This is a genomic window from Paraburkholderia sp. Cy-641 (genome assembly GCF_011752945.1).
Taxonomy (GTDB): Bacteria; Pseudomonadota; Gammaproteobacteria; order Burkholderiales; family Burkholderiaceae; genus Paraburkholderia.
Genome location: NZ_VWWM01000019.1, coordinates 87,357 through 107,549, shown reverse-complemented (window position 1 = coordinate 107,549; position 20,193 = coordinate 87,357). Strand labels below are relative to the sequence as shown.

Annotated in this window: 23 protein-coding genes; 17 read left to right on the top strand and 6 right to left on the bottom strand. The window is 64.7% G+C overall.

The genetic code is table 11. The annotated features are described in order from the left end of the window. Nucleotides 1-43: 43 nt before the first annotated feature. The 3 genes from moeB to gpmA form a co-directional block, all read right to left on the bottom strand. Nucleotides 44-802: a molybdopterin-synthase adenylyltransferase MoeB gene (gene moeB, locus F3J20_RS12830; RefSeq protein ID WP_167048437.1), complete on the bottom strand. Its 759-nt coding sequence runs from the start codon at nucleotides 800-802 to the stop codon at nucleotides 44-46. Between the two features lie 241 nt (nucleotides 803-1,043). Further along, a complete protein-coding gene (locus tag F3J20_RS12825; RefSeq protein ID WP_167048435.1) occupies nucleotides 1,044-2,651 on the bottom strand; it encodes a S41 family peptidase in 1,608 nt (535 codons plus the stop codon). Nucleotides 2,652-3,052: 401 nt separating this feature from the next. Beyond that, entirely contained in the window at nucleotides 3,053-3,799 is a 747-nt protein-coding gene (gpmA, locus tag F3J20_RS12820; protein WP_167048433.1) for a 2,3-diphosphoglycerate-dependent phosphoglycerate mutase, read from the bottom strand. Nucleotides 3,800-3,936: 137 nt separating this feature from the next. Between gpmA and F3J20_RS12815 the strand changes: the two genes are divergently transcribed. From F3J20_RS12815 to F3J20_RS12795, 5 genes are all read left to right on the top strand, one after another. Further along, the gene (locus F3J20_RS12815) at nucleotides 3,937-4,362 is read left to right on the top strand and encodes a rhodanese-like domain-containing protein (RefSeq protein ID WP_167048467.1); all 426 of its coding nucleotides are present in this window, start codon (nucleotides 3,937-3,939) and stop codon (nucleotides 4,360-4,362) included. After that, nucleotides 4,359-4,619 carry a glutaredoxin 3 gene (gene grxC / locus F3J20_RS12810; RefSeq protein WP_167048431.1) on the top strand — a complete coding sequence of 87 codons (261 nt, stop codon included), beginning with the start codon at nucleotides 4,359-4,361 and terminating at the stop codon, nucleotides 4,617-4,619. The genes F3J20_RS12815 and grxC overlap by 4 nt, the downstream gene beginning before the upstream one ends. 178 nt (nucleotides 4,620-4,797) lie before the next feature. Then, entirely contained in the window at nucleotides 4,798-5,274 is a 477-nt protein-coding gene (secB, locus tag F3J20_RS12805) for a protein-export chaperone SecB (protein ID WP_167283523.1), read from the top strand. Between the two features lie 22 nt (nucleotides 5,275-5,296). Then, nucleotides 5,297-6,295, top strand: a complete 999-nt coding sequence (locus F3J20_RS12800) for an NAD(P)H-dependent glycerol-3-phosphate dehydrogenase (RefSeq protein ID WP_167048427.1) — start codon at nucleotides 5,297-5,299, stop codon at nucleotides 6,293-6,295. A gap of 214 nt (nucleotides 6,296-6,509) precedes the next feature. Next, nucleotides 6,510-7,070 (top strand): O-acetyl-ADP-ribose deacetylase, encoded by a 561-nt coding sequence (locus F3J20_RS12795; protein ID WP_167048425.1) that lies wholly within the window; start codon nucleotides 6,510-6,512, stop codon nucleotides 7,068-7,070. Here F3J20_RS12795 and trmL read toward each other — a convergent pair. Then, complete coding sequence (gene trmL / locus F3J20_RS12790) at nucleotides 7,043-7,513, bottom strand: tRNA (uridine(34)/cytosine(34)/5-carboxymethylaminomethyluridine(34)-2'-O)-methyltransferase TrmL (protein ID WP_167048423.1); 471 nt, start codon at nucleotides 7,511-7,513, stop codon at nucleotides 7,043-7,045. The genes F3J20_RS12795 and trmL overlap by 28 nt on opposite strands. An 18-nt stretch (nucleotides 7,514-7,531) precedes the next feature. Next, a complete protein-coding gene (locus tag F3J20_RS12785; protein ID WP_167048421.1) occupies nucleotides 7,532-8,317 on the bottom strand; it encodes a ComF family protein in 786 nt (261 codons plus the stop codon). Between the two features lie 83 nt (nucleotides 8,318-8,400). Here F3J20_RS12785 and F3J20_RS12780 point away from each other — a divergent pair, with 83 nt between their 5' ends. The 8 genes from F3J20_RS12780 to F3J20_RS12750 all read left to right on the top strand — a co-directional run bounded on the left by F3J20_RS12780 (nucleotide 8,401) and on the right by F3J20_RS12750 (nucleotide 15,868). After that, on the top strand, nucleotides 8,401-9,366 hold the full coding sequence (locus F3J20_RS12780; RefSeq protein ID WP_167283522.1) for a methyltransferase domain-containing protein: 966 nt from the start codon (nucleotides 8,401-8,403) through the stop codon (nucleotides 9,364-9,366). Nucleotides 9,367-9,892: 526 nt separating this feature from the next. Further along, nucleotides 9,893-10,369, top strand: a complete 477-nt coding sequence (locus F3J20_RS12775) for a DUF2244 domain-containing protein (RefSeq protein WP_167048465.1) — start codon at nucleotides 9,893-9,895, stop codon at nucleotides 10,367-10,369. Nucleotides 10,370-10,439: 70 nt separating this feature from the next. After that, nucleotides 10,440-12,053 (top strand): cytochrome c oxidase subunit II, encoded by a 1,614-nt coding sequence (coxB, locus tag F3J20_RS12770; protein WP_167283521.1) that lies wholly within the window; start codon nucleotides 10,440-10,442, stop codon nucleotides 12,051-12,053. Between the two features lie 44 nt (nucleotides 12,054-12,097). Continuing rightward, a complete protein-coding gene (gene ctaD, locus F3J20_RS12765) occupies nucleotides 12,098-13,711 on the top strand; it encodes a cytochrome c oxidase subunit I (RefSeq protein WP_167048415.1) in 1,614 nt (537 codons plus the stop codon). Between the two features lie 117 nt (nucleotides 13,712-13,828). Next, a complete protein-coding gene (locus F3J20_RS32115; RefSeq protein ID WP_240159255.1) occupies nucleotides 13,829-13,963 on the top strand; it encodes a cytochrome oxidase small assembly protein in 135 nt (44 codons plus the stop codon). Nucleotides 13,964-14,032: 69 nt separating this feature from the next. After that, nucleotides 14,033-14,647, top strand: coding sequence for a cytochrome c oxidase assembly protein (locus tag F3J20_RS12760; RefSeq protein WP_167048413.1), 615 nt, complete (start codon nucleotides 14,033-14,035; stop codon nucleotides 14,645-14,647). Nucleotides 14,648-14,690: 43 nt separating this feature from the next. Continuing rightward, complete coding sequence (locus F3J20_RS12755) at nucleotides 14,691-14,900, top strand: DUF2970 domain-containing protein (protein WP_167048412.1); 210 nt, start codon at nucleotides 14,691-14,693, stop codon at nucleotides 14,898-14,900. Between the two features lie 110 nt (nucleotides 14,901-15,010). After that, nucleotides 15,011-15,868 (top strand): cytochrome c oxidase subunit 3, encoded by an 858-nt coding sequence (locus tag F3J20_RS12750; protein ID WP_167048410.1) that lies wholly within the window; start codon nucleotides 15,011-15,013, stop codon nucleotides 15,866-15,868. A 328-nt stretch (nucleotides 15,869-16,196) separates the two neighbouring features. Here the strand turns inward: F3J20_RS12750 and F3J20_RS12745 are convergent, their stop codons facing one another. Further along, entirely contained in the window at nucleotides 16,197-16,406 is a 210-nt protein-coding gene (locus F3J20_RS12745; protein WP_008921867.1) for a twin transmembrane helix small protein, read from the bottom strand. Nucleotides 16,407-16,517: 111 nt separating this feature from the next. Between F3J20_RS12745 and F3J20_RS12740 the strand changes: the two genes are divergently transcribed. From F3J20_RS12740 to cyoE, 4 genes are all read left to right on the top strand, one after another. Beyond that, a complete protein-coding gene (locus F3J20_RS12740) occupies nucleotides 16,518-17,234 on the top strand; it encodes an SURF1 family protein (protein WP_167048408.1) in 717 nt (238 codons plus the stop codon). A 252-nt stretch (nucleotides 17,235-17,486) separates the two neighbouring features. Further along, nucleotides 17,487-18,149, top strand: a complete 663-nt coding sequence (locus F3J20_RS12735; protein WP_167283520.1) for a cytochrome C oxidase subunit I — start codon at nucleotides 17,487-17,489, stop codon at nucleotides 18,147-18,149. A 22-nt stretch (nucleotides 18,150-18,171) separates the two neighbouring features. Then, nucleotides 18,172-19,281, top strand: a complete 1,110-nt coding sequence (locus tag F3J20_RS12730; RefSeq protein WP_167048404.1) for a COX15/CtaA family protein — start codon at nucleotides 18,172-18,174, stop codon at nucleotides 19,279-19,281. Between the two features lie 5 nt (nucleotides 19,282-19,286). After that, a complete protein-coding gene (gene cyoE, locus F3J20_RS12725; protein WP_167048402.1) occupies nucleotides 19,287-20,192 on the top strand; it encodes a heme o synthase in 906 nt (301 codons plus the stop codon). Nucleotide 20,193: the final 1 nt, after the last annotated feature.

The following is a 20,193-nucleotide window of genomic DNA, read 5'->3' as shown; positions in this document are numbered from 1 at the left end:
GGGTATCGAGGTATCCGTGCAGAGGTATCGGTGCAGCGATGCATCAAGCCCCATGAGCTTGCCCGCACACCGGGCAATCGGGCTGACGGCCGATGCGCATCGTGTTCCATTCCATCCGCAGCGAATCGAGCATCGTCAGGCGGCCGACGAGCGGCGTGCCGATCGCGCCGATCACCTTGAGCGCTTCGGCGGCCTGCATCGAACCGATGATGCCGACCGTTGGCGCGAACACGCCCATCGTCGAACACGCGACTTCTTCGAACGGCTGGTCTTCGGGAAAGATGCACGCGTAGCAGGGCGATGCTTCGTCGCGGAAATCGAACGTGCTGATCTGGCCGTCGAAACGCAGCGCCGCGCCCGACACGAGCGGCACGCGATGCTTGACGCACGCGCGGTTGATGGCGTGACGCGTCGCGAAGTTGTCGGTGCAATCGAGCACGACGCTCGCGTGCGGTACCTCGCGAGCGAGCCATGCATCGTCGACGCGCTCGGCCACTGCATTGACTACGACCTCGGGGTTGATCTGCGCGAGCATGTCGCGCCCGGACTCCACCTTCTTGCGCCCCACCGATGCGCTGACGTGCAGGATCTGCCGCTGCAGATTCGTGAGGTCGACCGTGTCGGCATCGACGAGCGTGAGGCGGCCGACACCCGCGGCCGCGAGATAGAGCGCCGCCGGCGAACCGAGACCGCCCGCGCCGACGACGATCGCGTGGGCGTCGATAAAACGCTGCTGCGCTTCGATGCCGATTTCGTCGACGAGAATATGGCGGGAATAGCGAAGGAGTTGATCGTCATTCATGGCGGGAGCGCGTGAGTGTGTCGCTGTGTCGCGCGAGGAAAGGCGGACTGGTGGTCCGCGGCGCGCATTCGTGGCTGTTATTTTAATCGCGCGGGGGAGAGCGGTTTGCCGTGGCTCAGCTTGCCGTAACCCAAGGGCTGGCACATCGCCGGTTGAGCGACGCCTTTTGCGAAGGCTTCGCGGTGTGGCTTCACAGTGTGTCTTCGCAGCACGAGGCGCTGCGAAGACACATGCGGACGGCTTACTTGCCTTGCGTGGCCGGCGCCGATGCAGGCGCGGGAGCCGAGGCAGGAGCCTGAACCGGAGCCGGTCCCGAGGCACCCGGCACCGGCTGGGTCGGCTTCACCGCGACCGGCGCCGAAGCCGACGTAGCCGGCTTGTTCTGCGCGAGACGGCGCTCCATCAGCGACTTCGATTCCTGAACCGGCTTGCCTTCGAGCTTGTTGAGCCCCTGTTGCAGCATGAAGTCGTCAGCCGAGCCGAATTCGACCGGCTTGCGGTCGCGATCCTTCTGGCGCTGTTCCGGCGTCTTCTTGTCGTTCTGCTCTTCGAGCAGACGCAGCTGTTCCATGCGCTCCTGCTCGCGCTGCTCCGCTTCCTTCTTCTCGTTCGGGTCCTGCGTGTTCGCAAGGTGATTCGAGTAGTCGACTTCGCGGGTCACGAGCGCGTCGTCCGGATCGCCGTCTGCGTACTGGTCGACCGGAATGTCGGGGCGAATGCCCTTGTTCTGGATCGAGCGGCCGCTCGGCGTGTAGTAGTACGCGGTGGTCAGGCGCAGCGCGGTGTCGGCCGTCATGGGCCGCACGGTTTGCACCGAACCCTTGCCGAACGTGGTCTTGCCGACGATCAGCGCGCGGTGCTGATCCTGCAGCGCACCCGCGACGATTTCCGAGGCCGACGCCGAGTAGGCGTTGGTCAGCACGATCATCGGCACGGTCTTGAAGATGGCCGGCACGTCCTTGAGCGGATCGCTGTCGAACGATTGCAGACGGTAGTTATCGTAGGTGTCGCGATAGATCTGCTTCGAATCCGGAATCTGGCCGTTGGTGGACACCACCACCGAGTTCGGCGGCAGGAACGCGCCGGCCACACCGACCGCGCTTTGCAGCAGACCGCCGCCGTTATTGCGCAGATCGAGAACGAGGCCCTTCAGGTTCGGCTCCTGGCGCGCGAGGTCCTGCAGCTTGGCGGCGAGGTCGGGCGTGGTGCGTTCCTGGAAGCTCGTGATGCGCACGTAGGCGAAGCCCGGCGCAACGATCTTGCCCTTCACCGACTGCACCTTGATGATCGCGCGCGTGACCGTGAGCGGGAACGTGCGGTCGTCGGTCTTGCGGAAGATCGTGAGCGTGACCTTGGTGCCCGGATCGCCGCGCATCTGCTTGACCGCCTGATCGAGCGTCATGCCGCGCACGGGCTTGTCGTTGATGCGCGTGATCAGGTCGCCCGGACGGATGCCGGCGCGGAACGCGGGCGTGTCTTCGATGGGCGAAATCACCTTGATCAGGCCGTCTTCCGACGAAATTTCGATGCCGAGGCCCGCGAAGCGGCCCTTGGTCTGTTCCTGCAGCTCTTCGTAATCGGTCTTGTCGAGGTACGACGAGTGCGGGTCGAGGCTCGACACCATGCCCTTGATCGCGGCGGTGAGGAGCTTCTTGTCGTCGACCGGTTCGACGTATTCGTGCTTGATCTGCCCGAACACTTCGGCGAAGAGCCTGAGCTGGTCTAACGGCAGCGGGGCAACCACGGCGCTGGCGGGTTGCTCGGCCGAGGCGGAGAACTGCAGGGTGGCAAAGACACCGGTAGCAAGGCCCGCGGCAATCAGGCCGATATTTTTCAGGTTCTTTCGCATAGAGTCTGTTGCGGGTCGGAAGCGCGTGGCAGCGTCGATAAAGATTGGACGGACAAGTATAACTGCACACCCGCCTGCTCAGGGCGTGGCGCAGATAATCGTGCTTCGACAGTACAGGACGGCCCGGGTTCGTGAGATCCGGAGCGCGCAGGGTGAATGCTTCGCCGGTGCATTCGACGGCCGGCTGCCCATACTGCCGCAAGCCACCCTCAAAGACCACCGGCGCGTCCGCCCAGGAAGCCGCTCAACCGGGTGGATAAAGGAAACCGCCTGGCGAAGCCGCCCAGCAGGGCCGGCGACTCCGGCTACTACTCACAAAACAGTATTTCCCGGTCGTCCGGGATTGCGCTGTGCGGCCCCGCGCATGGTCCGCCGCGCGGGGCCGCATGCGGTTCGCGCAATCAGCCCGCCTTGCCCTGGCTCGCGACCGCGGCTTGCGCCTTCGCGATCGCGTCCTGGTCGCCGAGATAGTAGTGCTTGATCGGCTTCAGGTTTTCGTCGAGCTCATAGACGAGCGGCACGCCGTTCGGAATGTTCAGGCCGACGATGTCGCCGTCCGAGATGTTGTCGAGATATTTGACGAGCGCGCGGATCGAATTGCCGTGTGCGGCGATCAGGATCTTGCGGCCCGACTTGACGGCCGGCGCGATCGACTCGTTCCACAGCGGCAGCACGCGCGCGACCGTGTCCTTCAGGCACTCGGTGAGCGGCAACTGTTCGCGCGGCACCTTGGCGTAACGCGGATCGGCGTACGGCGCGCGCTCGTCGGTCGGCTCGAGCGCGGGCGGCGGCGTGTCGTAGCTGCGGCGCCACACCAGCACCTGCTCGTCGCCGAACTTCGCGGCGGTTTCGGCCTTGTTCAGACCCGACAGCGCGCCGTAGTGGCGCTCGTTCAGACGCCACGAATGCACGACCGGCAGGTACATCAGGTCCATCTGGTCCTGCACGTGCCACAGCGTGCGGATCGCGCGCTTCAGCACCGAGGTGTACGCGATGTCGAACGTATAGCCCGACTCCTTGAGCAGCACGCCAGCCTGCTGCGCTTCCCGGGTGCCCTGCTCGGTGAGGTCGACGTCGACCCAGCCGGTGAAGCGGTTTTCCTTGTTCCACGTCGATTCGCCGTGGCGGATGAGAACGAGTTTGTACATGAGAATTGCCGGTCGGTAGTAAGGAAGCGGTAAAGCGTCGGGCGGCTCGTCCAGAGGTGTGCCGCCATCGCGTCAGACGGTTATTTTATAATGGCTGGATTGCCCTTTCCGATTTCTCTCTTTCCGGCGGATTTTCCGTGAAGTTCTTCACTGATTACACAAACCTCGTACTGATCGCGATCGTCCTCATTTCCGGTGGGTTGCTGCTGTGGCCGACCATCAGCCGGCGCGGCCGCGGCGGCCTGTCGGCGGCCGAAGCCACCCAGCTGATCAACCGGCGCAACGCGGCGGTCATCGACCTGCGGCCGTCCGCCGATTACGCCCGCGGCCATCTGCCCTCGGCCCGGCATTTCGAACTCGCGGAGCTGCCGGCGAAGGTCGCGCAACTCGCGAAGAACAAGAACAACCCGGTGCTGCTGGTGTGCCAGACCGGCCAGCAGTCGAACAAGGCCGCGCGTCTCGTACAGGAAGCGGGATACGCCGAAGTCCATGTTCTCGAAGGCGGTGTCGACGCCTGGCAGAAAGCCGGCATGCCGGTTGTGAAACAAGGAGCAGTCAAGTGAACAAAGTGATCATGTACAGCACCCAGGTGTGCCCGTATTGCCAGATGGCCGAACGTCTTTTAAAGTCGCGCGGCGTCGAGCACGTCGAGAAAGTACTGATCGACAAGGACCCGGCCCGTCGTGATGAGATGATGACCCGCACCGGTCGTCGCACGGTGCCGCAGGTGTTCATCGGCGAGACGCATGTCGGCGGCTATGATGATCTTTCCGCGCTCGATCGCGCGGGCGGTCTGATGCCGCTGCTCGAAGCTGCCTGAGTCAGCTACCTGAGTCAGCAGCCTGAGTTCGCGGGCTTTCGCGTCGCGCGAGCGGGCGGACGACTCGACAAGCCGGCGCATGCGCGCTCCGCCGGGGCGCGCGATCCGTCGCAACAATCTGGCGACCTATGTCAGCATGGGCCGCCGCCATGCATACCTATCAGGGAATCACTCAATCATGTCCGACGAGAATAACCAGCCGTTCTTCAACATCCAGCGCATCTACCTGAAGGACATGTCGCTCGAGCAGCCGAATTCGCCGGCGATCTTCCTCGAGCAGGAAATGCCGTCGGTCGAAGTCGAAGTCGACGTGAAGGCCGAGCGCCTCGCCGAATCCGTGTTCGAAATCCTCGTGACGGGCACGGTCACGGCCAAGGTCGCGGACAAGGTCGCGTTCCTGATCGAAGCGAAGCAGGCCGGAATTTTTGACATTCGCAACATTCCTGCCGAGCAGATCGATCCGCTCGTCGGCATCGCTTGCCCGACCATCCTGTTCCCGTACCTGCGCTCGAACATCGCCGACGCGATCACGCGTGCCGGCTTCCCGCCGATCCACCTCGCCGAGATCAACTTCCAGGCGCTGTACGAGCAGCGTCTCGCGCAGATGAGCGCGGCTCAGCAGGACGGCGCGGCGCAAAACGGCGTCACGCATTAAGGCGCCGCACGCAGTGCCGGCTATGAAAGTTGCCGTTCTCGGCGCCGGCGCATGGGGTACCGCCCTCGCCGGCCATCTCGCCTTAAGGCACGACACGGTGCTATGGGCGCGCGAGGCCGCGCTCGTTGCCGAGCTTTCCGCTGCGCACGAAAACGCCCGCTATCTGGCGGGCGTTGCCTTGCCGCCGGCGCTTCGCTATGAAGCGGACTTCGGTGCGGCGCTCGATCATGCGCTCGCCGAAGACGCGCTGTGCGTCGTCGCGACGCCGGTCGCCGGCCTGCGCGGTCTCTTCCAGGCGATGCGCAATGCGGGCAAGGTGCCGGCGCATGTCCTGTGGCTGTGCAAGGGTTTCGAAGCCGATTCGCAGTTGATGCCGCATCAGGTGGTCGCGGCCGAGCTGCCGGATCATGCCGGCAACGGCGTGTTGTCGGGGCCGAGCTTCGCGCGCGAAGTCGGCCAGGGCCTGCCGGTCGCGCTGACTGTCGCGAGCGCGTCGGCGGCGTGCCGCGAACGGACGGTTGCGGCGTTCCATCACGGCGCGATGCGCATCTATACCGGCGACGACGTCGTCGGCGTGGAAGTGGGCGGCGCGGTGAAAAACGTGCTGGCGATCGCCACCGGTATCGCCGATGGCCTCGGCCTCGGTCTCAATGCACGCGCCGCGCTGATTACGCGCGGGCTCGCCGAAATGTCGCGTCTCGGCGTGACGCTTGGCGGACGCGCGGAAACGTTCACCGGCTTGACGGGCCTCGGCGATCTGATTCTGACCGCCACCGGCGATCTGTCGCGTAACCGCACGGTCGGCATGCAACTCGCCGCGGGCCGTACGCTCGACGACATCCTCGGCGGCCTTGGTCACGTGGCCGAGGGCGTGCGTTGCGCGCAGGCCGTGCTCGCGATCGCGCGCGCTCATGCGATCGAGATGCCGATCACGCAGGCGGTTTGCGCGGTGCTGTTCGACGGCGTGGCACCGCGCGATGCGGTCAGCGCGCTGCTGCGGCGCGATTCGAAGGCCGAATGAGCGAGGCGGGATAAGCCAGGCCGGTTCCGTCGGCCTGGTTGTCGGCTGCGTCGGCCGTGTCCGCTGTATTCGCCATATTTGCCGTCTCCCACCGTCCATTGGCCGGCCGTTTGGCGCGAGCCGCTTCGTGAATCGCCTCGCGAATCGCCGTTGAACGGCGGCCCCGCCTCGCTGTCCACCTTGTTATAAGAAGGCCCGGATCAGCGAGGTTCCCATGCCCACCTTCAATCTCAGTCACGGAAATTGCTCGCTCGAAGCGCGCGTGGTCGACATCACGACGCTCGCGGTCGATGCAATCGTCAACGCCGCGAATACGTCGCTGCTCGGCGGCGGCGGCGTGGATGGCGCGATTCATTGCGCGGCCGGCGGGGACCTGCTGCGCGAGTGCGAAACGCTCGGCGGTTGCGCGACCGGCGACGCGAAACTCACCGCGGGCTACCACCTGCCCGCGAAGCACGTGATTCACGCGGTCGGTCCGGTATGGCGCGGCGGCGCGCATGGCGAAGCCGATCTGCTCGCCTCGTGCTATCAGCGCTCGCTCGAAGTCGCGCGCGATGCGCATTGCGTGAGCATCGCGTTTCCGGCGATCAGTTGCGGCATCTATCGCTTTCCCGCCGACGAGGCTGTGCGCATCGCCATCGCGACCGTGCTTGCCATGTTGCCGCGCACGCCGCGCATCGGCGAAGTGGTGTTCGCCTGTTTCGACGACGCCATGTTCGCGCGCTACGCGGCCGAACTCGCGCGCCGTCAGGCGCCGCCTTCGAAGCCGGCCTGACGCCACGCTTCGAACACGACGACCGCAACCGTGTTCGACAGATTCAGGCTGCGGTTGCCGGGGCGCATCGGCAGACGCACGCGCTGCTCGTTCGGAAAGCGTTCGAGCAGCGCATCGGGCAGGCCACGCGTTTCCGCGCCGAACACGAACCAGTCGCCGGGACGGAACGCATGGTCGTGAAAGCGGCCCGAGCCGCGCGTCGTGAACGCGAACATGCGCGCGAGGTCCGGCGTTTCTTTTGCGATGAACGCGTCCCAATCGGCATGCACATGCATTTGCGCGTACTCGTGATAGTCGAGGCCGGCGCGACGCATTTTCGCGTCGTCGAGCGGAAAGCCGAGCGGCTCGATCAGATGCAGCCGCGCACCGGTGTTCGCGCACAGGCGGATCACATTGCCGGTGTTCGGCGGAATTTCGGGTTCTACGAGAACGACGTTGAACATGACTGGACCACGTGGAGACTAGTTTTTGGGGGTGCGTAGCGCGACGAAGTTCGTGACCCGCCGTGCGCCCGCGGCCTTCAGCGTATGCGCGAGCGCTTCGAGCGTGGCGCCGCTCGTCATCACATCGTCGACGATGCCGACATGCAGGCCGCGCACCGCATGCGCGACACGAAACGCGTGGCTGACGTTTTGCCGGCGCGCCTCGAGATCGAGCCGCGACTGCGGGGCGGTGTCGAGCGTTCGTTGCAGCAAGGTGGCGTCGCTGCGCACGCCGAGCGCGCGGGCGAGCGGCCTGGCGATCTGCCACGCCTGGTTGTAGCCGCGTTTCGCGAGACGGCGGCCGGCCAGCGGCACGGGCGCGATCACGTCGGGATGGCCGGCGGCATGCGCCGAGGCATCTTGCGCGAGCCGTGCGAGGCGTCGCGCGAACTCGCGTGCAAGCATCAGACGCGCGCGGAACTTGAGGCCAACCGCGAGCGTGTCGAGCGGCGCGCGATAGTCGGCGAGCGCGAAGCTCGCGTCGAACGGCGGCGGCGCGGCCACGCAAGCAGCGCAGCGATACTGCGCGCGAGCGGCCCAGCGCGTGGCCGGCAGCGGCACCGCGCAGACCGTGCAGCGCAGGCGGCTTTCGTTCCAGTAGGCGGCGTCGCAACCCTCGCACAACGTCTTATGCGACAAATTGCCGCATAACGCGCAAAGGTTCGGCAAGAGCGCGTGCAACGCGCGCGGCCATGCCGAATGCGCGCCTTTCGAAAGACGCGCGAGGTGATTGCGACAGGACGAAGAAAATGACTGGAATTGCACGAGTGGGCGGCTGCGAAAGCCTTTCAAGCTGAATGCCGGGAAACGAACGAGTATACTTCGAGCTCTACGCCAGCACGACACTCATGTCCCCAACATCCGCTCAATCTGGCCGTCCGGCCTATGATTCCCGGCGCCTCAGGCGTATTTTCGACCGCCGCGCCGCAACCTTCGACGAGGTGGCCTTCCTGCCGCGCGAGATCGCGCAACGCATGAACGAGCGTCTCGATTACATCAAGGTGGCGCCGGCGAGCGTGCTCGATGCGGGCTGCGGCGCGGGCGAAGACATCCCCGCCTTGCGCGAGCGCTTTCCCGAGGCGCCGGTGTTCGGCTCCGATCTGTCGCACGGCATGCTCAGGCGCGCGCTGCGTCACGATGCCGGCGACACGAGCTGGCGGCGCTTCCTGCCGGCCTCGCTCGGCAAGGCGCTCGGCGCGCGCGGTCCGCGCTTCGCGCAGGCCGACTTCTCTGCGCTGCCGTTCGCGGCCGGCGCATTCGAATTCATCTGGTCCAATCTCGCGCTGCACTGGCATTCGCGGCCCGATCTCGTGTTTCCCGAATGGCAGCGCGTGCTCAAGGTGAACGGCCTGCTGATGTTCAGCACGTTCGGCCCCGACACGCTCAAGGAGTTGCGCGGCGCCTACGCCGAGATCGAGGCTGCGCACGGCGTCGCGTCGCGCAAGCATGTGATCGACTTCGTCGACATGCACGATCTCGGCGACATGCTCGTCGAAGCCGGCTTCGAGATTCCGGTAATGGACCAGGAAACGCTCACGATCACCTACAAGTCGCCCGAGTCGCTGCTCGCGGACGTGCGCCGCTGGGGCGCATATCCGTTCGAGCGCGAGACGCTGCCGGGTGCCGTCGCGCGCAGGCTGCACAAGGCTCTCCTCGCGGCGCTCGAAGCGCGCCGGCGCGCCGACGGCACGATCGCGCTGACCTTCGAGGTGATCTACGGGCATGCATGGAAAGCGGTGCCGCGCACCACGGCCGAGGGCCATGGCATCGTGCGCATCGAGGACATCGGACGCGGTTCGGGCAAGCGCCGTTAGCGGATGGCCGGCGCGTTGGCGGCGTTTTGCCTGTGTCTTGCCGGCGTCTTGCCTGTACTTGCCGGTGGAGCACAGGCCGCTTGCCGGCCTGTCGTTAGCACGTTGCGCGGCGGTTGTCGACCGGTGCTTTGGCCCATTTGCAGAGGGGTTGCCGACGCGGTAAAGAGGACATCTGTTATGCCTGAGATTTGCCTTTCGAAAGAGCCGCAAAAGGCTGGGCAAAATGGCGCTAAGGCTTGTCGCGCCTGGCTTGCGGGGCAATCGGGGCTTGCTTGTGGATGCCATGGATCGCGCCTATAATGCGTCAGTTTGTCGCCCGGAGTTCCCACCTCCGCGGCGGTAAGCCGAGGGCGCAAGACGGCAGCATGAAGTGACGCGGTAGGGGTTGGAGCGGTCGCAAGCGGTGGCGAAAGTCGTCGCGAAGATGCGCGGCGTGCACGGCAAAAGCGGCGGCCGCGGGAAGCATCCGGGCAGTAGAGGAAGTAGAAGAAGGCGGACCGGAAGCAGCGATTCGCAGGAGGCAGCGATGGGTGCATCAGATCATCTGCTGGCGGATTCGGAGCCCGTCCTCAAGGACTGGACCATGAAGCGCAACTGTTCGATCTCGCCGCGGCAGTTTGTCTGCCTGTACGTGTCGCTTGCGTTGTTCTCGCTGGCAATTGCTTTCATGCTGGTTCTGGTCGGCGCCTGGCTGGTGCTGCCGTTCACCGGAATCGAGTTGCTGGCGGTAGGTATCGCGTTTGCAATATATGCGCGTCATGCTGTCGATTACGAGCGCATCCGGTTGTTTCCTGGCCGGCTCGTGATCGAGCAGGTCAGCGCCGAGCAGATTACGCAGTTCGAATTCAATCCGCGCTGGGTGCGGATCGAGCCGGGTGCAACGCCGCGCGACCAGATCAAGCTGGTCTCGCGCGGGCAGACGATCATGATCGGGCAACATCTCGCGCAGAATCGGCGCGCGCAGTTCGCAGGCGAGCTGCGGATGTGGCTGGCACGCTGTTAGGTAGTGCCGGACACGCGGCGTTCAAGGGGGCGCGCGCGAGACACGCTGCCAGCGGGGTCGATGGGTTTGAATGGAAAATTTGGGTAAGGAAGCTATGAAAACAATCAAGCGAGCGCTCACGAGCGTGCTGGCGACGAGCGGACTGCTTTTCGCCGGTGCCGCCCTGGCAGTGGGCGATGCTCCTGGCGGCCCAGCCGTCAACGCGATCAATCTCCAGCCGCCTGCAACGAGAATCGCCGAGGAGCTGTTCAGCCTGCACATGTTCATGCTGGCGCTTTGCACGGTGATTTTCGTCGGCGTGTTCGGGGTGATGTTCTATTCGATCTTTGCCCACCGCAAATCGAAAGGCCACAAGGCATCCCATTTCCACGAAAGCACCACCGTCGAAATCATCTGGACGATCGTGCCGTTCGTCATCGTCGTGCTGATGGCGCTGCCCGCCACCAAGGCCGTCGTCGCGATGAAGGACACCTCGAACGCCGACCTCACGATCAAGGTCACCGGCTACCAGTGGAAGTGGGGCTACGACTACGTGAAGGGTCCGGGCGAGGGCATCAGCTTCCTGTCCACGCTCGCCACGCCGCGCGCCGAGACCGAGGGCCGCGAGCCGATCTCCACGCTCTATCTGCAGGAAGTCGATAACCCGCTCGTGGTGCCCGTCGACAAGAAAATCCGCATCATCACCACCGCGAACGACGTGGTCCACTCCTGGTACGTGCCGGCCTTCGGTGTGAAGCAGGACGCGATCCCGGGCTTCGTGCGCGACACGTGGTTCAAGGCTAACCGCACCGGCACGTTCCGCGGCTTCTGTACCGAGCTGTGCGGCAAGGAACACGCGTTCATGCCGGTCGTCGTCGAGGTGCTGTCGGCCGACGACTACGCGAAGTGGGTCGAGGTGCAGCAGAAGAAAATGGCCGCTGGCCAGGACGATCCGAACAGGACCTACACGATGGCCGAGCTGATGGAGCGCGGCGGCAAGGTCTACGCGGCGAACTGCGCGGTCTGCCACCAGCCGACCGGCAAGGGCGCGGGCGTATTCCCGGCGCTCGACGGCAGCAAGATCGCCAACGGCCCGATCGCCGATCACGTGAGCCTCGTGCTCAAGGGCAAGAACGCCATGCCTTCGTGGGCGCCGACGCTGAACGACGTCGAAATCGCCTCGGTCATCACCTACGAACGCAACTCGTGGGGCAACCACACGGGCGACATTCTCCAGCCGAAGCAGGTGGCCGACGCGCGCAACGGCAAGCTGCCGGAAGGCGGCAACCATCTGGCCGACGCGGGTGCCGCGGCCTCGGGTGCGGAAGCGGCGTCCGCGCCGGCTGCCTCGGGCAACGACACAGCGGCCGCCACGGATAGCGCGGCGGCCACGCTGCCGGCGAACGTCTACTTCGAGACCGGCAAGAGCACGCTGCCGGCCGACGCGAAAGCGGCGGTCGAGGCGGCCGCGGCCTACGCGAAGGCGCATCCGGATGCGAAATTCACGCTGTCGGGCTTTACCGACGCCACCGGTTCGGCCGATCTGAACGCGAAGCTCGCGAAGGATCGTGCGCAAGCCGTGCGCGACGCACTGAAAGCAGCCGGCATTGCCGAAGACCATATTATTTTGAAGAAGCCGGAAACGATCACCGGCGGCACCGACGCGAAGGAAGCCCGGCGCGTTCAGATCAGCCCGGCAGCCTGACGTGTTCATGGTCAGCACCGCAGAATTCGCTTTAGGAGATTGTCATGTCTAGCATCGGACACGATGTAGTCGCGGGCCACGAGCACGTGCACGGCGACCATGCCCACGAAACGCCGCACGGCTGGCGCCGCTGGCTGTTCGCCACCAACCACAAGGACATCGGTACGCTGTACCTGATCTTCTCGTTCACCATGTTCCTGTCCGGGGGCGTGATGGCGCTGATGATCCGTGCCGAGCTGTTCGAGCCGGGTCTGCAGATCATGCGTCCCGAGTTCTTCAACCAGTTGACCACCATGCACGGACTGATCATGGTGTTCGGCGCGATCATGCCGGCCTTCGTCGGCTTCGCGAACTGGATGGTGCCGCTGCAGATCGGCGCGTCGGACATGGCCTTCGCGCGCATGAACAACTTCAGCTTCTGGCTGCTGCCGGTCGCGGCCGTGCTGCTGGTCGGCTCGTTCTTCGCGCCGGGCGGCGCGACCGCCGCGGGCTGGACGCTCTACGCACCGCTTTCCACGCAGATGGGCCCGGGCATGGACTTCGCGATTTTCGCGATCCACCTGATGGGTGCGTCGTCGATCATGGGCGGTATCAACATCGTCGTGACGATCCTGAACATGCGCGCCCCCGGCCTCACGCTGATGAAGATGCCGATGTTCGTGTGGACCTGGCTCATCACCGCGTACCTGCTGATCGCCGTGATGCCGGTTCTGGCGGGCGCGATCACGATGGTGCTGTTCGACCGCCACTTCGGCACGTCGTTCTTCAACGCGGCGGGCGGCGGCGACCCGGTCATGTACCAGCACATCTTCTGGTTCTTCGGGCACCCCGAGGTGTACATCATGATCTTGCCGGCGTTCGGGATCGTCTCGCAGGTGATCCCGGCGTTCTCGCGCAAGCCGCTGTTCGGCTATAGCTCGATGGTGTACGCAACGGCGTCGATCGCGATCCTGTCGTTCATGGTCTGGGCACACCACATGTTCGTGACCGGCATGCCGGTGACGGGCCAGCTGTTCTTCATGTACGCGACGATGCTGATCGCGGTGCCGACCGGCGTGAAGGTGTTCAACTGGGTCGCGACGATGTGGCGCGGTTCGCTCTCCTTCGAAACGCCGATGCTGTTCGCGGTGGGCTTCCTGATCGTGTTCACGTTCGGCGGCCTGTCGGGTCTGATGCTCGCGATGGCACCGCTCGACATCCAGTATCACGGTACTTATTTCGTGGTCGCGCACTTCCATTACGTGCTGGTGGCGGGGTCGCTATTCGCGCTGTTCTCGGGGTGGTACTACTGGTCGCCGAAGTGGACCGGCTGGATGTACAACGAAACGCGCGGCAAGATCCACTTCTGGGCGTCAATGTTCTTCTTCAACCTCGCGTTCCTGCCGATGCACTTCGTCGGTCTCGCGGGCATGCCGCGTCGTTATGCCGACTACCCGGCGCAGTTCACCGACTGGAACCAGGTCATCTCGATCGGCGCGTTCGGCTTCGGTCTCTCGCAGGTGTACTTCCTGTTCGCGGTGGCGCTGCCGGCTTACCGTGGCGGTGGCGAGCACGTGGAAGCGGGCGACAAGCCGTGGGACGGCGCAACGGGTCTCGAGTGGACCGTGCCGAGCCCGGCACCGTTCCATACGTTCGAGCATCCGCCGACCGTCGAGTAAGCCTCTTCCGAAGTGCCGGATTCCGGCGGCGCGGCATGCCGCTCTGGAACCCGGCGCTTCGTGAGGCCGCCATGTGGGCGGCCTCGTCAGTGACGAACCGTATTCAGACAATCGAGCATGACGCGCAATCCAGAGGGAAGACGTACGCCGGAGCAGATTCGCGCGGGCAACAGGCGGATAGGGTTGGTGATGTTCGCGGTCGCGGCGCTGTTTTTCGTGAGCGTCATCGTCAAGCAGTGCTGGTTTAGCTGACTGTTTGGGTGGGCGCAGGCTGACGGCCGCGGCCGTTGAAGTCTGCTTGCAGGTTTGTTGAGGATTCGAATGTCGACGCAAACGCCGGCTCCGGCCGACCGCTCTTTCAACCGTTTGATGCTGGTCAAGCTGTTCGTCGTCGCCGTGATGATGTTCGGTTTCGGTTTCGCGCTGGTGCCGATGTATCGCGCGATCTGCCAGGTGACCGGCATCAACAACCTCGTGCAGCGCGATGTTTCGGTGCGCGAGGCGAAGAATACGCAGGTCGACATGAGCCGCACGATTTCGATCGAATTCGATGCGAACGCGCGCGGTCCGCTCGGTTTCTGGCCGGAGCAGCGCAGCCTCGACGTGCATCCGGGGGAAGTGACGACGGTGATGTACGACGTGAGCAACGAACAGGCGCGCACGATTCACGCGCAAGCCATTCCGAGCTACGCGCCGAAGCAGGCGACCGAGTACTTCAGGAAGATCGAGTGTTTCTGCTTCACGCAGCAGACGTTGAATGCGAACGAGAGCAAGCGGATGCCGGTGGTGTTCGTGGTCGATCCGAAGTTGCCGAAGGATGTGAAAACGATCACGCTGTCGTACACGTTCTTCGAATTGAATACGCCGGCGGCGGCGAGCACGGACGACGCGGCGCCGAAGGCGGAAGCGCAGACTGCTTCCGCGAAGCCGGTCTGATGCGGGTGCGACGGCGCAAGCCGCAGATGAAGGACGAGGTGAGATGAGCGATAACGGCGGCAGCCCGCGCAAGAGCAGTTTCGGTCAGTCGATGCGTGCTGTGTTCTGGTCGTTTTTCGGCGTGCGCAGGCGCCGCGATCTGGAAGCGGATGCCACGCAACTCAATCCGCTGCATGTGATCGTGGCGGCGTTGATCGGCGCGGCGATTTTGATCGGTGTGCTGATTCTCGTCGTGCATGCGGTCGTCGGGTAGGGCAACGGCAGCGAAGCCCACGAATTAGAGAGAAGCGGTGCGGTATCGACGCGCCGCCGAAGATACAGCCGGAGATTCCGGAACAACTGGACTGAAGTGGAGAATCAAGAATGAGCGGTCAAAACGAGAGCCCGTACTATTTCGTACCGCATCCGTCGCGGCATCCGATCAGCGCCGCTGCCGGATTGCTGGTCATGCTCGGATCGCTTGCGGCCTGGATCAACGAACACACGTGGGCGCCGCTCGGCGTGCTCGTCGGTTTGCTGTGGCTGCTCTTTACGCTGTGGCACTGGTTCGGCGACGCGATCGCCGAATCGGAAGGCGGCATGTACGGCAAGAACGTCGACCGCTCGTACCGCTGGAGCATGAGCTGGTTCATCTTCTCCGAAGTGATGTTCTTCGGCGCTTTCTTCGGCGCGCTCTTCTATGCGCGTGAAATCGCGCTGCATCAGTTGGGCAGCCTCGACTTCAAGCTGATCTGGCCGGATTTCTCGGCGGTGTGGCCGAACAACGGTCCCGCGAACCTGGTGTCGACCTACAAGTCGATGCAGCCGTGGCCGGTGCCGACCATCAACACGGCACTGCTGCTGTCCTCGGGAGCGACACTGACGGTTTCGCACCATGCGCTGCGCGACAACCATCGCAAGAAGGCGATCGCCTGGCTGGCCGCGACGCTCGTGTTTGGTGTGTGCTTCCTGTTCCTGCAGGGCTTCGAATATTTCCACGCGTACAACGAACTGAATCTGACGCTCGCCTCGGGCATCTACGGTTCGACGTTCTTCCTGCTGACGGGCTTCCACGGCTTCCACGTGTTCCTCGGCGGCACGATGCTCGCGGTGGTGCTGGTGCGTCTGATTCGCGGCCACTTCACGCCCGAACATCACTTTGCGTTCGAAGGCGCGGCCTGGTATTGGCACTTCGTCGACGTCGTGTGGCTCGGTCTGTACGTCGTCGTGTACTGGCTGTAACGCAGTCGGGCTCGCGCATACCGCTTGGCCGGATGTGCGCGGGCCGTTGGCGCAACGTCTATCGGGCGGCGCGCACGAGCAGTAGGCAAGGATCTGTGCAGCGCCGCCCTCGACCTGTCAGGGCGGCGTTTTGTTTGGCGGTGCGGAAAATGTATCGCTGACGTTCGTGGCCTGAGCGGTGACCAGAGCGGTCCGAAACCTGAAGCGCCGGGTTCAAGGCCCGGAGTCAATGCGTAGGATCGGCGAACCCGCTTGCGCGAAGCAGCCCCGGCAGATCAGGCGCTGGCGTATGAGCGGTTCACACTACGCCGGTTTGGGCCGGCGAGGCTCAGCGCCCGTACGGAATACCGGTCGACTGGATCCAGCCCATCCAGTGCGCGAACAGGATGAACAGGAACAGCGAAATCGACAGGCCTACTCGCGTGGCGAGCGACCAGACCATCCGCTTGGTCTTGCCTTTGTCGTGCATCATGAAATACAGCGCCGACACCATGCTGGCGATGATCAGAGCAAAGGCGATGGGAACGATAATGTGCATGGAACCAACTGAAACGGGAAAGCGCAGTGGCAAGACAGACATTATCGCACCGCATGCGGGCATTCGCCGGGGCTTGCCGGTGACTCGCGACACATCGCCGGAGCGCATGCAATGAAGTTTCGCCTGATTCCCGCGCTGCTGATCCTGCTGGTCGTCGTCGTGACGGTGCGGCTCGGCTTCTGGCAACGCGACCGCGCGCATCAGAAGGAAGCGCTCGAGGCGCGCATCACGCAATTCGAAAACGCGCCCGCATTGCCGGTGAGCGCCGCGCCGCTCGCGCTGAAGGACATCGAATTTCACCGCGTGAAAGCGCGTGGCAGTTTCGTCGCGGACAAGGTCGTGTACCTCGATAATCGTCCGTATAACGATCAGCCGGGCTTCTATGTCGTCATGCCTTTTAAACTGGACGACGGCGGCTACGTGCTGGTCAATCGCGGCTGGCTGCCGCGCAACATGAGCAATCGCGAGACCATCGCGCCGTACGCGACGCCGCAAGGCGAGGTCCAGATCGAAGGGATCGCGCGGGCCGATGCGTCGCGCGCGTTCGAGTTGGGGCAGGGCGGTTCGGCCGCGCATCAACTGATCCGGCAGAATCTCGAGGTCGCCGCGTATGCTGCGGAAACCGGGCTGCCGCTGCAATCGTTCGTGATCCAGCAAACGAGCGACGATGGCGACAAGCTGGTGCGCGACTGGCCCGCGCCGACCACCGGCGTCGAGCGCAACTACGGCTACATGTTCCAGTGGTGGGGCATGGCCGTCGCGGCGCTCGGGTTTGGTTTGTACGCCGCGCGTCGCGCGGCGCGAAAGGAGCACGCGCCGGGTACGTAGCGTGGCGTACGCGCTGCGCTCGGGTAGCCGGGGCGAAAAGAAGCGCGTCCGAGGTGGCGGGGCGCGTGGCCGCAGCGGGGCGCGAGCGAAGCCCGCGTGCGGTAAAGGCGGAGTAAAGGTGAAGCAAAGGCGGGGCAAGCGCCGAGCAAGCGCACCGTCCCCGCCCGGCCGGGACGGCCGCCGGTGCCGGACAACTCCGCGATGACCGGCCCGGGCAAACCGCGAAATCATTGAAACAGAAGAGGTTCTGCAGTGTCGACTCAAACCCCCCGTTCGCCGCGCGGCGGCCATCCCGCTGCCGCGAAAGCGATCCCCGGTCAACCGAACGGACCGGGCTCGTGGCGGCGCGGCCGCTGGATTCTGCTGCTGCTGGTAATCATCGGCGCGGCGCCGATCGCCGTGTCGTATTTCATGTACTACGTGGTCAAGCCGACCGGCGGCAGCACGAGCTACGGCACGCTGATCGAGCCGCAGCGGCCGATCCCCGGCTCGCTCGTGGTCACGGGCGAGGACGGCAAGCCGTTCAAGCTCGAATCGCTGCGCGGCCGCTGGCTGATGATCTCGGTCGACGGCAGCGCGTGCGACAAGGCGTGCGTCACGAAGCTCTACTTCATGCGGCAAATCCGCGCAGCGCAGGGCCCGGAACGCGAGCGCGTCGTGGAAGTGTGGCTGCGCACCGATGCAGGCAAGGTCGCCGACGTGATACAAACGGCCTACCCCGACACCACCATGCTGATCGCCGATCCGGCGCAGGTGGCCGCATGGCTGCCCGTCGACACCGGCACGCAAGTGACCGACCACATCTTCATGGTCGATCCGAACGGCAATCTGATGATGCGTTTCCCGAAAGACGCGAACCCGAGCAAGATCAAGGGTGACGTGACCAAACTGCTCAAATGGTCGAGCATCGGCTGATGCCGCAACCAGGGTAAAAAAGATGTTCGTATTGCAACTGGCTCTGATCGGCCTGTGTATCGCGTTGTTGCCGCTGTCCTACGTGTGGGCCAAGGCCGACGACAACAAATTCCGCAAGCTGGTCTGGCTCACCACCTTCCTCACGCTCGATCTGGTGATGTTCGGCGGCTTCACGCGCCTCACCGATTCGGGCCTCGGCTGCCCGGACTGGCCCGGCTGCTACGGCACGTCGTCGCCGTTCATCGCGCACGCGGCGATTTCCGCCGCCTATCGGGCGATGCCGACCGGGCCCGTCAGCATGACGAAGGCGTGGATCGAAATGATCCACCGCTATTTCGCGATGGCAATCGGCGTGCTGATCATCGCGCAGACGGTCATCGCGTGGACCGCGAGCATCAAGCGCCGGCCGCTGCACGTGTCGCCGTGGTGGCCGACCTCGCTGCTGCTGCTGATTCTCGTGCAGGGCGCGTTCGGCGCATGGACCGTGACGCTGAAGCTGCAACCGGTCATCGTGACGACGCATCTGCTGCTCGGCCTTGCGCTGCTCGGCACGCTCGGCTGGCTGGCCGCGCGGCTCACGCCGCTGCCGGCCGATGAGCCCGAGACCGCGCGCTGGCGCGCGGCGGCGCTGGCCGGTCTCGCGCTGCTGGTGCTGCAGATCGCGCTCGGCGGCTGGGTCAGCACGAATTACGCGGTGCTCGCCTGCACCGACTTCCCGACCTGCAACGGCCAATGGATTCCGCCGATGGACTTCGCGCACGGCTTCCACCTGTGGCGCGCGCTCGGCATGACGGGCGACGGCGACGTCATCACGCAGGACGCGCTCGTCGCGATTCATTGGACGCACCGCACCTTCGCGTTCGTCGTGATCGCCTATCTCGTGTGGTTCGCGCTGAAAATGCGCCGCTTCGAATCGCTGCGCCGGCCCGCGAACGGCGTGCTGCTCGTCGTGCTGATCCAGTTCATCACCGGGCTGTCGAACATCGTGCTGCAGTGGCCGTTGCCGATTGCCGTCGCCCATAATGGCGGCGCCGCGATCCTGCTGCTGCTGCTCGTTATGTTAAACTTTCGGATCGCTTATAGCCGTCCCGGCCGCGCCGTGCTCCCAGCGCGCGATGCCGCGCCAGCGTGACCCACATGGACAGCACAACACTCTCCCAGACTCCCGGCAACCGGGTTTCCCAATACCTCGCCCTGACGAAGCCGCGCGTCACGCAACTCGCCGTGTTCTGCGCCGTCATCGGCATGTTCCTGGCGACGCCCGGCATGGTCCCGTGGACCGTGCTGATCGGCGGCACCGTCGGCATCTGGCTGCTGGCCGGCGCCGCGTTCGCCATCAACTGCCTCGTCGAGCAGCAGATTGACGCCAAGATGCGCCGCACCTCGTGGCGCCCGTCCGCGCGCGGCGAAATCACGACTCCGCAGATCCTGCTGTTCTCGGCCGTGCTCGGCGGCCTCGGCATGTGGACGCTGTACACGTTCGCCAATCCGCTGACCATGTGGCTGACGCTCGCCACCTTCGTCGGCTATGCGGTCATCTATACGCTGTTGCTGAAGCCGGCCACGCCGCAGAACATCGTGATCGGCGGCGCCTCGGGCGCGATGCCGCCGGCGCTCGGCTGGGCCGCAGTCACGGGCCACGTGCCCGGCGACGCGTGGATTCTCGTGCTGATCATCTTCGTGTGGACGCCGCCGCATTTCTGGGCGCTCGCGCTCTACCGCCGCAAGGACTACGAAAACGCTGGCCTGCCGATGCTGCCGAACACGCACGGCGAACAGTACACGCGCCTGCATATCCTGCTTTACACGGTGATCCTGTTCGCGGTCACGCTCATGCCGTTCATCTCCGGCATGAGCGGCGTTGTGTATCTCGCGTCGGCGGTGCTGCTAGGCGCCGTGTTTCTCGCCTATGCGTGGAAGATCTACCGGGCGTATTCGGACGATCTCGCGCGCAGAACCTTTCGTTACTCGATCGTCTATCTGTCGCTGCTGTTCGCCGCGCTACTGATCGACCACTATGCGCGCGTCGTGATCGGCGCGTAAC

Bases quoted from the DNA above. Each gene is read 5' to 3' on its own strand.
- moeB (WP_167048437.1), bottom strand. From the start codon at position 802: ATGAATGACGATCAACTCCTTCGCTATTCCCGCCATATTCTCGTCGAC.
- F3J20_RS12825 (WP_167048435.1), bottom strand. From the start codon at position 2,651: ATGCGAAAGAACCTGAAAAATATCGGCCTGATTGCCGCGGGCCTTGCT.
- gpmA (WP_167048433.1), bottom strand. From the start codon at position 3,799: ATGTACAAACTCGTTCTCATCCGCCACGGCGAATCGACGTGGAACAAG.
- secB (WP_167283523.1), top strand. From the start codon at position 4,798: ATGTCCGACGAGAATAACCAGCCGTTCTTCAACATCCAGCGCATCTAC.
- F3J20_RS12800 (WP_167048427.1), top strand. From the start codon at position 5,297: ATGAAAGTTGCCGTTCTCGGCGCCGGCGCATGGGGTACCGCCCTCGCC.
- F3J20_RS12795 (WP_167048425.1), top strand. From the start codon at position 6,510: ATGCCCACCTTCAATCTCAGTCACGGAAATTGCTCGCTCGAAGCGCGC.
- trmL (WP_167048423.1), bottom strand. From the start codon at position 7,513: ATGTTCAACGTCGTTCTCGTAGAACCCGAAATTCCGCCGAACACCGGC.
- F3J20_RS12780 (WP_167283522.1), top strand. From the start codon at position 8,401: ATGTCCCCAACATCCGCTCAATCTGGCCGTCCGGCCTATGATTCCCGG.
- F3J20_RS12775 (WP_167048465.1), top strand. From the start codon at position 9,893: ATGGGTGCATCAGATCATCTGCTGGCGGATTCGGAGCCCGTCCTCAAG.
- coxB (WP_167283521.1), top strand. From the start codon at position 10,440: ATGGAAAATTTGGGTAAGGAAGCTATGAAAACAATCAAGCGAGCGCTC.
- ctaD (WP_167048415.1), top strand. From the start codon at position 12,098: ATGTCTAGCATCGGACACGATGTAGTCGCGGGCCACGAGCACGTGCAC.
- F3J20_RS32115 (WP_240159255.1), top strand. From the start codon at position 13,829: ATGACGCGCAATCCAGAGGGAAGACGTACGCCGGAGCAGATTCGCGCG.
- F3J20_RS12760 (WP_167048413.1), top strand. From the start codon at position 14,033: ATGTCGACGCAAACGCCGGCTCCGGCCGACCGCTCTTTCAACCGTTTG.
- F3J20_RS12755 (WP_167048412.1), top strand. From the start codon at position 14,691: ATGAGCGATAACGGCGGCAGCCCGCGCAAGAGCAGTTTCGGTCAGTCG.
- F3J20_RS12750 (WP_167048410.1), top strand. From the start codon at position 15,011: ATGAGCGGTCAAAACGAGAGCCCGTACTATTTCGTACCGCATCCGTCG.
- F3J20_RS12745 (WP_008921867.1), bottom strand. From the start codon at position 16,406: ATGCACATTATCGTTCCCATCGCCTTTGCTCTGATCATCGCCAGCATG.
- F3J20_RS12740 (WP_167048408.1), top strand. From the start codon at position 16,518: ATGAAGTTTCGCCTGATTCCCGCGCTGCTGATCCTGCTGGTCGTCGTC.
- F3J20_RS12730 (WP_167048404.1), top strand. From the start codon at position 18,172: ATGTTCGTATTGCAACTGGCTCTGATCGGCCTGTGTATCGCGTTGTTG.
- cyoE (WP_167048402.1), top strand. From the start codon at position 19,287: ATGGACAGCACAACACTCTCCCAGACTCCCGGCAACCGGGTTTCCCAA.